The organism is Bacillus marinisedimentorum, from assembly GCF_001644195.2.
Classification (GTDB): Bacteria; Bacillota; Bacilli; order Bacillales; family Bacillaceae_O; genus Bacillus_BL; species Bacillus_BL marinisedimentorum.
This window is the reverse complement of the sequence record NZ_LWBL02000026.1, coordinates 36840-49259: the sequence shown is the minus strand read 5'-3', so window position 1 is coordinate 49259 and position 12420 is coordinate 36840. Positions and strand designations below refer to the sequence as shown.

Genomic DNA, 12420 nt, shown 5'->3' with positions numbered 1-12420 from the left:
CAAAGCACTGAGTCCCGGGCGCCGTCAGCCGGACTTACCACATCTGCAAATAAGCCTCCACCAAAAAATAAAACAACACCGCAAACTTCCAATTAAACTTAATGCTATTCTCAAACGTACTCAGCCGGTTAATGCTGCTGAACAAAATCACCGGTATGATCAGCGGTGACAGCATGATGCTCAAAGCGCTGCCAAGCGTCATCGCAAGCACAATCACCTCTGGAGGATACGGCAGATGGATGCTTTTCACCACACCTGCAATCAGCACCGCCACAGTCAGCGGCCCGATTCCGACAAATCCGAGCGCGAGAACGATGACCGGCAGCACCCATAAGAAATTAAGCCCAAGCACATGCTCGGTGAAGTCATACAAACCTTGCATCAAATCAACCGACAACCCTGTCTCGTTCATCGCTACAATCAGCAGCCCGGCTGAAAACAGCAGCCCGGTTTCCTGTGACTTTGTCGCAATACCTTTGCGAAAATAAAGCGCTGCTTCCTCAAAAAACACCGGCATTTTCCGTTTGACAATAAAGTATGAAATCGCCCACACCGCGACGACAAGCGGAATGACCGTCAGCAAACCGACCGGAACAAGCGCGTTGACAAGCAAAGTCAATGCCAACAGCGACACGAACAGCACAACAAACTCCACTGGATTCCGGTATCGGCTCCCTTCGCCGTCCGCTTTCACCTCAGCCTCCTCGATCGCTCGCCCTATCTCTTTAGAAAAGGATACACCCTGCCTCTTTTCATAAAGATGCAACAAAAGGACAGATAGCAAAATGCCGGCCAATGAAAAAGCAAAGCCTTGAAGCAACGTCAGTGTCAACGAAGCATTCAGCGTCTCGACGGCATAAGCGAAACTCGGAATGCTGATCACCCAGATCGGTGTAAGCGCAAAGCCCCGGAGTGCCGCTGTCGACTTGAACATCTTCCACGCATATGTATCCTGTTTGGCAAAAAAAGACTGTACGATTTGATACACAACCGGAATCGAACCGAACAAAAGGAAGAAGGAAATGATCTGTGTCAGGAACATTTGCACAAAATAAAACGCTTTTCCATTCGTTAAGCGCTTCTTGAGCAGCAAGATCGTATCCTCAACATAATTTTCCTGCTTCAGCACCCAGCCGACAATCGGAATGATCATGACCATCGGGATGAGCGACCGCATTCCTCTGGCGCCTTCCCAGATCAATTGACTAAGGCCCAGCTGGGAATCCGTAAAGCTGATTCCCACAGCGAGGATGATTAAAAAGGCAGGCAAAATGACCGCTCTCACACTTAGAAGCAGCAGCGCAAAAGCCAGACCTGCAATGCCTGAAATCGACAAAATCCCTAGAAAAAATCCATTTTCCCATATCAATGAAACAAAGTGGGCTATGACATATATACTGATAGCGGCGGTAAACCCCCACCACGGAATTTTTCTCATTAACATGTAGACATCTCCATTGACTTGCTTTCAGTCTATCTTATCATTTTTTCGGGTACCTTTCCTTTATGAGGGTATGGAAGCATGTCGAATGCCGGGCTAAAAAGGAAGAGTATGGAAGTATTTGTCCTACGGTTTTCGTTTCATCCTCTCGAATGAGTTGGTATAATTTACCTAAGGCAGAATATTCAAACAGACAAAGGCAAACCCTCCGAAAGGGTGGGACGCAAAGCTGCAGATCTAAGGGGCTTATCCTAAGATGGCTGGGCTGCCTGTAATAATTAAGGGAGTTGGTCTAGTTGAATATTTTCAAAGGATTGGTATGTCACTTTAAAAAGAACCACAAAATGGACTATTACACCAACCGCTGTATAAGATGCGGTGTAAAGCGGAGCTCTGCATAAGTGCGGCTCTTTTTTTTGCCCAAGCCCTCTTCTCTCTTCATCACCAGATCAAAACACTTCAAAACTACTTACAGTCACCGCCTAACCAAGAAAACTGCTGCTGGAACCCCATAACGAAATGGTTACTCAGCAAATGGTGATAAGAATAACTCTCATCACAATATATCTTATATAAGCAGGAAGTTGGTCATATGGACATCTTAAAGGAATGTTTTTCACTACTTAAAAGAATCACAAGTTCAATTACTAATCAAGAAGATGCGTATGAGCGGCAAATAAAAACAATTAATCATTAAAAAAGCCAGCATTCGTTCAACTGATACGACTGCCAGCTTTTATTTGCCTTTTCACTATAACTCTATTACCGCAAACTTACTCAACTTTATTACTGATAAAATACCGCTCTTTCATAAAATGATACAATTTCTTTCCAAAATATATCGCAAGCTTTACACCCTGATAACTGGCAAACAATACAATAAAGCCCCATAAACCAATCACCGCATCCTGGAATTCCATATTCCCGCGGCTGGTAATCTTTTGCTGGATTTCAATCGCAAAGACGAGTACAACAAGCAGTGTAAATGTATAAATGAATGATATCACCGTTATACTCCACCTTGAAATCACCTTGAAAAGCTCATGCACAAAAAAGAAAAACACAATCCCAAAAATCCCGATCACCCAGAAATGCAAATCTTTATCTGTTAAGTCCAGGCCAATCTGCTTTGTGATCACAAGCAACAAATCGTGGGAAATGTTAACAATCTCGGCAAGAAATATTATGACTTCTTTCATATGCTTACGAATCCTTTCCTTCAATCGTTTTGAGACGATTGAGATACTTCTTTCTAACAATACTAGAAAATAAGCCGCCTAACAATATAGGATAGTAGCAGGATATGAGAAGTCACGAAAACTTTCACACCGCATACACATCCCGAACCGACTTCATCATCTTCATCACAAGCACCGCACCCGTCGCCACATTCACAATCGGAATCGACAGCAGCCCAATAATCACCCCAATTTTAATCACCTTCGCCCCGCCGAACACACCGAGCATCCGCAAATACTGTTTCCGGGTGATTTCGCCCTGCTGATACCGTTTCGTCAGCGAAGCGATAATGAGGGCAATCGACCACGCCGATAGTGCCGGCACGTAGTTCCAGAGCGAGTGATCCTCCATCAGATTATCGACAACCTCTTCCACATCGCGCGTCAGCTCTTCGTTTGAAATGCCGGTGCTCTGCAATCCCATCTTTCCGGCGAGCTCTTCCGTCACATAGACCTGGTCGGCACCCACTTCATCGACCGCAGTCTGGACATAGAACTCAGAGTCCGTTGCTTTTAACTGGATATCTGTCGTCTCACCCGTTTCGCTGTCATAAAGGGAAACATCGTAATCCGGATGATTGGTGGACTCAAACATGTATGCTTCAACCGTATCCCCGTCTTCGTTTTCCATCTCGACGTAATACACTTCATGCGCAATTCCTTTTACGTTGTTCACAAGGCCGACGAGCTGCTCCTCATCAAGGGAGGATACGTAAGCATGGAGTTCTTCATTGTTCGCATCCGCCAGGTCACTGTTGCTTCGCTTCAGCGCATCCAAAACATACGCCTGGTCTGCATCAACATCCGCCGGTCCAGAAGACAGGAAATCAGCGAGTGCAGCGGCGATTCCGAGCTCGTCCCAGTTTTTCTTGACGACCTTTTTGATGTTATTTATTTTCATCCGCTTGCCCTTCTGATCCGCTCAGCAGCTTCGGCTTGATTTTCTTGCCTTCTTTTTTGGACTGGCGGAAAACCTTTTTAATCTCATCAGCAGTCGGCGTCCGGCCCTGTTTTGTGATGATCATATACGTATCGACCGCTTTCCCGATTCCATAGGTCAGCCCCGCAACGAGCGGAACCGACATGAAGCCGCCAAGTCCCGGCAAGCCGATTTTATACAGGCCGATCGCCGTCTGCTGGGCGGCAAAGCCGAGGCCGATGACGCCGCCGACCACTTTTACGATTTCAGCCGCTTTTTCCTTTGTCATCGGGAGCCCTCTCACATCCCCGAGCTTTTTCGCCATGAAAATCTGGATTGGTGTCAGGATGGCCATATCCGCAAACGGGATCGGCTGCAGGGCGATGCCTGCACAGAGGGCAGAAGTAGTGAAAATAATCTTGTCGGCCTTTTGGTCAGGCGTGAGATTATCGTTTTTCTCGATTTTGAAAAATTCATCTGTCAGCCGCTTTTTTAAGCTGTCCACAATGCTTTCTTCTCTAGCCGTCATGTTTTATTCCCCCATTCTTCTTTCTTACCGCCGGTCAGGCGCCTTCAACAAACTCCGCCCCTTCCACATCATTAAAGAGCTTGTCCCACTCCGTATTCGTCTTCAGCCTGAACTTGAATTCAACGCGCCGCGAGTTTTTCCGGTCGACTTCCTTTTTGTCATCATCAAGGTATTTCAGCTGGCTTTCGGAACGGCCGTTGGCGGTGATGACATCCTTCACTTCCCCCTTATATGGGAAGTCGCCGAATTCATCGCTCAGTACATAGCGGACAACGCTAAAGGCCCGGTTTTGCGACAGCTCAAGATTATTCATGAACTGGCCGACATCATCCGTATGCCCCTCCACGACGATTTCCGCCAGGTGTTCGGAATACTTGCCGTAAATGATATCGATGTAGGTCGGGATGAACGACTGGAGCTGCTGTTTGAACTCCGGCCGTATGTCCGATTTCCCCGTTTCAAAAAGAAGGTCATTCTGGAACTTGATCGCCCCTGTTTTCTCGTCAATTTCCATTTTCAAATCCGTTTTCTCGAATTCCGCAATCAAGTCCTCAATGATTTCTTTTTTGACACCCATCAAATAATTGATGACTTCTTCCTGCTGCTCAATTTTCGCCGCCTGCGCCTCCAATTCCTCGCCTTTCGCTTTCGCTTCCAGCTGTTCCTTCGTAATGATGCCGAGCAAGACCAGTAAAATCACGAGCAGGATTGTTGTGAGCAAATCCGTGAATGAAGGCCAGAAATCATTTTCCTTTGAGTCATTTGCAAGAAGCCGCCTGTATTTTTTATTCATTTATGTCAGCCCCCGTAATCATGCCATCATTTTTTCTGTTTGTAATTTATCCAGCCCATCGGTCAGCTGGCCGATTCTTGCTTCCAGGTCGGACAAAGACTGCTGCAGCCGCTGCAAGTTGAACGACTCGAACTCATGGTGGATGCTGTTCGCTTCGACAAGGGACGCCATCTTCTTGTCGAGAATTTTATTCGTCATCTCGACATGGATCCGGAACGCCTCAAGGCTCCGTTCCATCTTGCCGCCCAGGTTGTCATCCAGCTTCGTGACAAGGGTTTCCATGCTTGTCGTTGTGAGCGTCACAAATTCATTCAGCGTCGAGCCGAGCTTCTCCTGCTGCTCATTCATTTGCGCTTTGCTGTCGGACAGCATGCCCTGCGAATGATTGATCAGGTTCGCCATCTCTTCCGTCAGCGCCTCGTTGTTCGCAATAAACGCCTTCTGGTACGCTTTCGTCTGGCTGAGCACATCATTCATTTCCTTGCTGTTTTCATTGAAGTTTTCCATGTAAATCGTGAACTGCTCATGGTATTGCTGCTGCGATTCTTCCTGCTGATTCGTGTAATCGACCACCTGTTCATAGAAAGACCGGTACTCCGCCTGGGTCTGATCGATCGTGCCGAAGTAATCGATCAGCAGCTGGAACTGGCCGAACATGTCGTTCATATTGGCGGAAAACGTCTTTGTGATCTCCGCGATATTATCAAACGAGCTTGTTTCCAGAATGTCCTTCATCGTTGTCGTGGCTTGCTCGACGTTACGGATATAATTCTCGTTCTTCTCTTCAACCGCCTTCTGGACAGACAGCATTTCCCGCTGCGACACCATCGTTTCATTATAGAATTCCGTCATCGCTTCAAAGGAATCGTTCTGTTTTTCGAGCTGCTCATCAAAATAGGAGGCAAGAAGGTTTTCAGCCCCGGACATGGAAGCAGCCAGCTCCTGCATGGAGACACGGTTTTGCTCCTGTATATCGTTCTGATACGCAAAAAAATCCATCAGCTGATCAGCTGTCGTTTTCATCGTGTCGACGGATGCTGTCTGAATGCTGTTCTGGTCCTCCAAAAATGCAAGCAGCCCATCAAACCTGTCGTTGATGCCTGCCATTTGTTCATTGTAACGGGACGTCTGCTCCTCCATATTCCCAAACAGCCGGCTCAGCGTTTGCGTGTTCGTGCTGAACATTTCATTGAACTCGTTCAGATTGCTCGTCGCCTTCTCAAAGTGGGACGAAAAGTTTTGCAGCTGAATGAACGACTGGGTCATGTTTTCAACCGCATTTTTCACCTCATCCATCGAGTCGATCAGGCGCAGGCTGACCGTTTTCTTATCTTCGCGTGACAGGTAATTCTCCAGCTGGAGCATCACTTTCTGAAGCAGGTCCTGCGAATAGTAGAACCTTGTTGCAGCCACATTGATCGCAATTGAAGCCAGGATGCCGAGGATACTTGTATAAAACGCGGTATGGATGCCGTCGAGCACACTTGTAATCGACTGGTCGGACAGCGTTTCTTCAATGCCCTGCAGCGAGACGACAAGCCCGATGAATGTTCCGAGCACCCCGATTAAAATCGTGATCGAACTGCTCAATTGGATCAATTTCAGTTCCTGCACAATCGGCTTTTTCGTATTCACCACTTTGTAAGAAGCCATGAACTCTTCCAAAAAGGTCTCCAGGTTCACGTCATTCTCCATTTTTTCCTTCATTTCACCGAACTTATAATGCAGTTCTTTCAAGAGGGCACTATCCTGGGGATGATCTTTGATGGCTGAGCTTTCCTTATTAAGAAACGTGAAAATCCGTTTGTTCGTACGGATTGCAAGCACCGTCACATAGCTTAAAACGGTAAGTACAATTGCAATAATAATAATTGACAGCATATCATCAGGGATTAATGACATAGATGAAACCTCCTTAGAAATGGATGCAATCCCAGTAATCGGTTATGTATGAATGATCGAAACCTTCTCTGATCCTGTTCGACGTAGAATCCGGGTGGGTCGAAATCACCTTCACCCGCCGGCCGGCAGTCTTGTACGTTTGCAAGATCTCATAAAAATCTTTGTCCCCGGTAAACAGCAATATTTCAGTCAAACGCCCCAGCCGCTCTTCCATCCGCTGAATCAGCTTGTTGTCATCGGCATCATGGGCTTCCCCTCCAACCATTTGCTTCGCTTTCGCCTTCTCATTGCCGGCCAGGATGATCTCAAACCCCTGTTCCTCCAGCTTTGCGGCGAGGACATTTTGCCTCTTTTTAAACGCCTCCGTCTTCATTGCACTTTCATAAACCGGCTGGAAAAAGACAGCGAACCGGTCTTTGATTTGCTTTTTCCCTTCCATCCCGTACAGGACCGTAAATAAGCGGCGGTAATCGACCTCAAGATCATGGAGATCGGTATACAAATTGGCGACATCGAGAAAAATGCCAATCCGTTTTTCTCCCGGGTCAGCAGGGGCCTCCTGGTTCACAAAGTATGAAAATACCTCTTTAAAATTGCTGAATCTGATTTCGTTCGGGTCCTTCAGACGATCCTGCAGCTTTTGAAAACGGGAATCATACTGCGAAATGGTCAACCATTCCATCTGAGGGGACCCTTGAATAGTAGTCCCAGAACAGCGAAAGCAGCCCCGCAAACGCCCGCAGGTTATGTTCATTGACGGCATCCGCCCTGTTCCCGCCGGCAGGATAATGTGACAGCAGCCCATAATCAGTAAACGCAGCGAGCTTCCCTTTCTTTGTAAAAAGGAATGCATCATAGCTGAGCCGCTCCGCATCAATGACAAAATGCTCTGCTGAAATCGCCCAGAAAAACCTTATCAGCTGGAGAATCCAGTCATCCTGCCGGCCCATTTCGGCAATATGCGAACCATCCAGCGAAAGCCCCGCCTCCTTATGAATCGAAAGAACCGGGAGTTTGCCTCCGTTTTCCGAAAAAGCCGGCAGCCTATCCTGTAAAAGCCGGAAATGATCCGGTATGTAGTCCGCGTGATAAGGGGAGTGCATGCCGGCCGACTGCTCAAGCCTTTTCACCTGTTTCACTTGCTCAAGCATCTCCTGAATCCGCTCAGATAGATCCCCCGCCTGAAGGTCAGCCTTCTCCCCGCCAAGCAAATGATATAACGAACTTTCAGGTATGACATTGCCGTTCGCCTCAAACGACTGGATGATATCCGGAGGCGTCATATCCACATAGTCAGGGGGAACAATCAATGGACTGTCCTTGCCGCAGCCGCTTTTGTAAACCTTCATGTGCGTGCTGATAAAGCGGTATAAATCAGCACTGTTATGGTTCTCGTCCTGAAAATCGGGCAGAACGAGAATTCTATCTTTCACGGATTTTCCAGACATTGATCCCACTCCTAAAGACCTACTTCAAATTCAAAAAAAAGATGGATATTACATATATCGGTAGTTTTGTGAAAAAGTAAATAGACTGTGTGTAAAAATGTTGAGAATTGGAAAAAGAGGTAAAGGATCGTCTTAACGGTGAATTTCACAATTTAAGGGTGATCAGGAATGGGTTATATCGAAGACATTCGCCAGCTCGCAGGAAACCGTCCGCTTATCCTTGCCAGTGCCGGTGTATTGGTAAGAATGAATGGAAAAAATCCTGCTGGAATACCGGAAAGATACCGGCGATTGGGGAATCCCGGGCGGCTACATGGAACCCGGTGAAACATTGAAGGAAACGGCAATCCGGGAGCTGAAAGAGGAATTGAGCACTTCAGCTGACGACCTATCCCTCTATGATGTGTTTTCCGAGGAAGATTTTTACCATGTGTATCCAAATGGCGATCAGGTGTATAGTGTGATGGCTTTATATTTTGCTGAGAGCATTAATGGAGATATAAATCCAGATCAGAAGGAGATTGGGAAGGTTACATTTTTTGAGAAAGAAGCCATACCTGAAAAACTTACGAAAACGACACAAGTCATCCTGAAAAAGGTTGTCCTCGATTAGCAGTAGATATCGAAAAAATAAGCAAAGCGGATTTCCGTCCACTTTGCTTATTTCCATATCCCGCTATAACCCGAACCGCTTCACGAAATACTCAATAATGTTCAATAGCTGAGCAAACAGTTCTTTCACTTCCGCCTCATCAATCGTTATATATTCTTCCAGCGCATTATAATGAAGGGAACTGTTCGACATCGTTCTAATGTTGTGCATTTGATCATCGATTGTTTTTGGATACCGCTTTTTTCTCCTTGTCTCGTTAATCAGTTTGTATAAGGTCTTTTTTCCGTTTTCATCCACAAGACTGATGCCAATCTTCAAACTGCTTTCCTTCAATAAGACCTCAAGCGTCAACCGGATAGGCCCCATCGCCAGGTGAGTCTTATCTGCCAACAAATCTAGGATATCCTGAAAATGGGCGGAGAGTATCTTTTTCACTTTGTCGGACTTTATTTGGGCCAAAATATCGTTTAATTTTGATTGGACAGGGTCCTCTTTTTTCTGTTCACCGCCAGAGTCAAAGTGCGCTTTCGCTGTCCGGGGCGCTTTTATTTCATCGAACACATCTCCCAGAAGTGCCATATACTTCTCTTGCTGTTCCTTAAACACCTGTTCGTTTTTCGTTTCATATGGGTCCGGAATGTTATGTTCGAGATTGTACAGAATCACGGAAACATCACCGTATAATTTGGCATTGCCTGCAAACGATTGGTAGTCCTCGTGCAGCATGACCTCCATTTCATAACGGCCGTCGTTCTCATATTGTGCCTGTTCCATGAGTTGCCACTCATCTTCTTCCTGATCGAGTTCCTCATCCGATTTCTCATTGATCAGGTGCTTCTTCGCAAACCCCGTGAACAACTCCAGAAACTCGTCTCTGTTTTCGTCAGGAATTTCAACCCGGACAATCGATACAAGCTGACTGTTTTGGCCGCCGAATGCAATTTCCTTCGGTTCATTGAAAGGCCCTTCATGGTAATGCTCCTGTTCCAGCTGTTCGATGTGAAGGTCTTTAAAGGAGGTCAAATCCTGCACGCCGTCATTCACAGATAGTTCAAGGGCTGTGCCATAAAACTCTTTCACAAACGGCCTAAAGCTTCCTTTATTTATCGCAATCTCATAAACAGCAGCAGTCAGCCCTGCTTCCGTTGTGAAAACTTCCTTTAAAAACTGATAATCTTTCATCTCGATTTGTTCTTTATCATGACGTTCCAATCCAAGAGAAACAGGAATTTTGTACGGAAGATGAAACATAAAGGTATAATCTTCCGGTATCTCATCAAATTGAACATATTCACCGTCTATTTCAAAGTGGATTTGATGGGCTCCGTTATCTATGTAACCTGTAAACTGATTTTTATTGAGTGCTAAATGGAGAACCTTTGAAATTTCTTTATTGTAATAATCATCTCCATCCGCCAGATAATAATCGAGCAAATGGACAATTCCGCCGGCAACATCCACCCCGGTTTCCAAATACATCTTTCCCAGATTGAAAGATAAATCCAGATTGTCCGGGAAGTTTTCAACGGCCTGTTCCAGCTTGATAACCGCTTCATCAACACGGCCATCCTTGTATGCGTTCAGGGCCTCCCTGGCCAATTCGACGGCAACTTGGGCCGGTCCGAAGTGATACAGCTCATTTTGCCGGATCAAATCCGGCTTCATCTCATCCCTTTTCCTTCTTTCCTCTTCTTTTGCCTGTTCCTTATTTTCTTTTACTCTATCCCAATCGAGCCACCGTTTTGGCATCGGCCGTTCCCGTATGCCTTTTTTGACCTCATAGTAACGGATTGCACGCTCTTCCATCGTATGTAAGTAATCCTTCAGTTCTTCAATGGTCCAGTTTTGCTTCATGTTTGGTCACCTGCTTTCAATTTCCAGTTTATCACATTGGAAAAGGGCTTAATATGTATAATTGAGTATTCAAGAGGACAAGGGAATAGATCAGTCCCTCGGCGTTTACATGGAGCCCAACGAAACACTGGAAGAAACGGCAACCCGAGAGCCGAAAGATTAAATAAGCATTTCAGCTATAGACCTTTCCCTCTATGGCGTGTTTTCCGTAGAATATTCTCACCAATATTTGATTGGTGATCAGGTGTATTGCATAATAGCTTTATTTATTGCTAAGAAAATAAATGGTGCGCGCCATGCTTACAAAAACGACGATGATCTTCCTGAGTAAGATTGATTTACATTAACAAAATCAGCGGACATTGGGAGACGGAATGAAAACAAGCATAGCAGCGCAACGTAAAAACACCTGCCTCTATATAAGAGGCAGGTGACCAATTACGTTAATCCCTGCTAAACAAATCTCTTGTATAAACTTTATCAGCTACATCTTTTATCTCGTCAGACAGCCTGTTTGCAACAATGACATCTGAAATCTTCTTAAACTCATCAAAGTCTTCAATGACTCGTGAGTTAAAGAATTCATCATCAGTAAGGGCAGGTTCATATACGACAACTTCCACCCCTTTTGCTTTCATTCGTTTCATTACACCCTGGATAGACGATTGGCGGAAATTATCGGAGTCCGTTTTCATTGTCAGCCGGTAGATGCCTACTATCTTAGGTTCTCTTGCTAAAATCATATCAGCAATATGATCTTTTCTCGTTCTGTTTGCATCTACGATAGCTGCCATAATATTATTTGGCACATCTTCATAATTCGCCAATAACTGTTTTGTGTCTTTTGGCAGGCAATATCCGCCATAACCAAAAGAAGGATTATTGTAATGGCTGCCAATACGAGGGTCCAATCCTACTCCTTCGATTATTTGCTGTGTATCAAGTCCTCTGATTTCAGCATAAGTATCAAGTTCATTAAAGAACGCCACCCTCATCGCAAGGTAAGTATTGGCAAACAGCTTAATTGCTTCAGCTTCAGTTGAATTGGTAAACAATACAGGAATATCTTCCTTGATTGCTCCTTCAACGAGTAAGTCTGCAAACTTTTTAGCCCGATCTGATTGCTCGCCTACAATGATTCTTGAAGGATACAGGTTATCATACAGGGCTTTCCCTTCTCGTAAGAACTCTGGTGAAAAAATAACATTTTCAGTTTTGTATTTTTTTCTGGAATCTTCCGTAAAACCTACCGGAACCGTTGACTTGATTACCATAACAGCATCAGGGTTAATGGATAGTACATTATCTATAACAGACTCAACTGAACTTGTATCGAAATAGTTTTTCTCCGGATCATAATTTGTTGGAGTAGCAATAATGACATAATCTGCATCCTTATATGCCTTTTCCTGGTCTGTTGTTGCTGTCAAATCCAGTTTTTTGGTACTTAAAAACTCTTCAATCTCCGTATCCATAATTGGGGACTTTTTGTTATTTATCAAATCCACCTTCTCCTGGACGATATCCATTGCGATCACTTCATTATGCTGTGCCAAAAGGACTGCATTAGATAAACCTACGTAACCTGTTCCAGCTATTGAGATTTTCATATCCTACTCTCCACCTTTTGTATTCCATATGTTAATGAGACCCTAGTTCATTTTCCCAATCCGATATTATTCC

General features: G+C 45.2%; 11 protein-coding genes and 1 riboswitch. Of the genes, 1 reads left to right on the top strand and 10 read right to left on the bottom strand.

The window, feature by feature from the left end; translation table 11 throughout:
• Nucleotides 1-34: 34 nt before the first annotated feature.
• From A4U59_RS07860 to A4U59_RS21315, 8 genes are all read right to left on the bottom strand, one after another.
• A complete protein-coding gene (locus A4U59_RS07860; protein WP_083270744.1) occupies nt 35-1444 on the bottom strand; it encodes a hypothetical protein in 1410 nt (469 codons plus the stop codon).
• A gap of 185 nt (nt 1445-1629) precedes the next feature.
• Nucleotides 1630-1714: riboswitch (cyclic di-GMP riboswitch) on the top strand.
• Nucleotides 1715-2214: 500 nt separating this feature from the next.
• Nucleotides 2215-2640: a hypothetical protein gene (locus A4U59_RS07855; RefSeq protein WP_066172667.1), complete on the bottom strand. Its 426-nt coding sequence runs from the start codon at nt 2638-2640 to the stop codon at nt 2215-2217.
• 124 nt (nt 2641-2764) lie between these two features.
• Entirely contained in the window at nt 2765-3580 is an 816-nt protein-coding gene (locus tag A4U59_RS07850; RefSeq protein WP_066172664.1) for a hypothetical protein, read from the bottom strand.
• Entirely contained in the window at nt 3567-4127 is a 561-nt protein-coding gene (locus A4U59_RS07845; protein ID WP_066172661.1) for a YcjF family protein, read from the bottom strand. The genes A4U59_RS07850 and A4U59_RS07845 overlap by 14 nt, the downstream gene beginning before the upstream one ends.
• 34 nt (nt 4128-4161) lie before the next feature.
• On the bottom strand, nt 4162-4920 hold the full coding sequence (locus A4U59_RS07840) for an OmpA family protein (RefSeq protein ID WP_066172655.1): 759 nt from the start codon (nt 4918-4920) through the stop codon (nt 4162-4164).
• An 18-nt stretch (nt 4921-4938) separates the two neighbouring features.
• Nucleotides 4939-6822, bottom strand: coding sequence for a MotA/TolQ/ExbB proton channel family protein (locus tag A4U59_RS07835; protein ID WP_066172652.1), 1884 nt, complete (start codon nt 6820-6822; stop codon nt 4939-4941).
• A gap of 13 nt (nt 6823-6835) precedes the next feature.
• Nucleotides 6836-7504 carry an NYN domain-containing protein gene (locus A4U59_RS07830; RefSeq protein ID WP_066172649.1) on the bottom strand — a complete coding sequence of 223 codons (669 nt, stop codon included), beginning with the start codon at nt 7502-7504 and terminating at the stop codon, nt 6836-6838.
• Entirely contained in the window at nt 7476-8270 is a 795-nt protein-coding gene (locus A4U59_RS21315; protein ID WP_066172646.1) for a hypothetical protein, read from the bottom strand. The genes A4U59_RS07830 and A4U59_RS21315 overlap by 29 nt, the downstream gene beginning before the upstream one ends.
• 250 nt (nt 8271-8520) lie before the next feature.
• On the opposite strand from A4U59_RS21315, the gene A4U59_RS07820 reads away from it, so the two are divergent.
• The gene (locus A4U59_RS07820; protein WP_083270742.1) at nt 8521-8883 is read left to right on the top strand and encodes an NUDIX domain-containing protein; all 363 of its coding nucleotides are present in this window, start codon (nt 8521-8523) and stop codon (nt 8881-8883) included.
• Between the two features lie 63 nt (nt 8884-8946).
• On the opposite strand, the gene A4U59_RS07815 is transcribed toward A4U59_RS07820, so the two are convergent.
• Together A4U59_RS07815 and A4U59_RS07810 are read right to left on the bottom strand one after the other, a co-directional pair.
• Complete coding sequence (locus A4U59_RS07815; protein ID WP_066172643.1) at nt 8947-10737, bottom strand: tetratricopeptide repeat protein; 1791 nt, start codon at nt 10735-10737, stop codon at nt 8947-8949.
• A gap of 443 nt (nt 10738-11180) precedes the next feature.
• On the bottom strand, nt 11181-12347 hold the full coding sequence (locus A4U59_RS07810; RefSeq protein WP_066172640.1) for a nucleotide sugar dehydrogenase: 1167 nt from the start codon (nt 12345-12347) through the stop codon (nt 11181-11183).
• Nucleotides 12348-12420: the final 73 nt, after the last annotated feature.

Excerpts from the sequence above, each read along its gene's own strand:
- A4U59_RS07860 (WP_083270744.1), bottom strand. The coding sequence starts at position 1,444 with ATGTTAATGAGAAAAATTCCGTGGTGGGGGTTTACCGCCGCTATCAGT.
- A4U59_RS07855 (WP_066172667.1), bottom strand. The coding sequence starts at position 2,640 with ATGAAAGAAGTCATAATATTTCTTGCCGAGATTGTTAACATTTCCCAC.
- A4U59_RS07850 (WP_066172664.1), bottom strand. The coding sequence starts at position 3,580 with ATGAAAATAAATAACATCAAAAAGGTCGTCAAGAAAAACTGGGACGAG.
- A4U59_RS07845 (WP_066172661.1), bottom strand. The coding sequence starts at position 4,127 with ATGACGGCTAGAGAAGAAAGCATTGTGGACAGCTTAAAAAAGCGGCTG.
- A4U59_RS07840 (WP_066172655.1), bottom strand. The coding sequence starts at position 4,920 with ATGAATAAAAAATACAGGCGGCTTCTTGCAAATGACTCAAAGGAAAAT.
- A4U59_RS07835 (WP_066172652.1), bottom strand. The coding sequence starts at position 6,822 with ATGTCATTAATCCCTGATGATATGCTGTCAATTATTATTATTGCAATT.
- A4U59_RS07830 (WP_066172649.1), bottom strand. The coding sequence starts at position 7,504 with ATGGAATGGTTGACCATTTCGCAGTATGATTCCCGTTTTCAAAAGCTG.
- A4U59_RS21315 (WP_066172646.1), bottom strand. The coding sequence starts at position 8,270 with ATGTCTGGAAAATCCGTGAAAGATAGAATTCTCGTTCTGCCCGATTTT.
- A4U59_RS07820 (WP_083270742.1), top strand. The coding sequence starts at position 8,521 with ATGGAAAAAATCCTGCTGGAATACCGGAAAGATACCGGCGATTGGGGA.
- A4U59_RS07815 (WP_066172643.1), bottom strand. The coding sequence starts at position 10,737 with ATGAAGCAAAACTGGACCATTGAAGAACTGAAGGATTACTTACATACG.
- A4U59_RS07810 (WP_066172640.1), bottom strand. The coding sequence starts at position 12,347 with ATGAAAATCTCAATAGCTGGAACAGGTTACGTAGGTTTATCTAATGCA.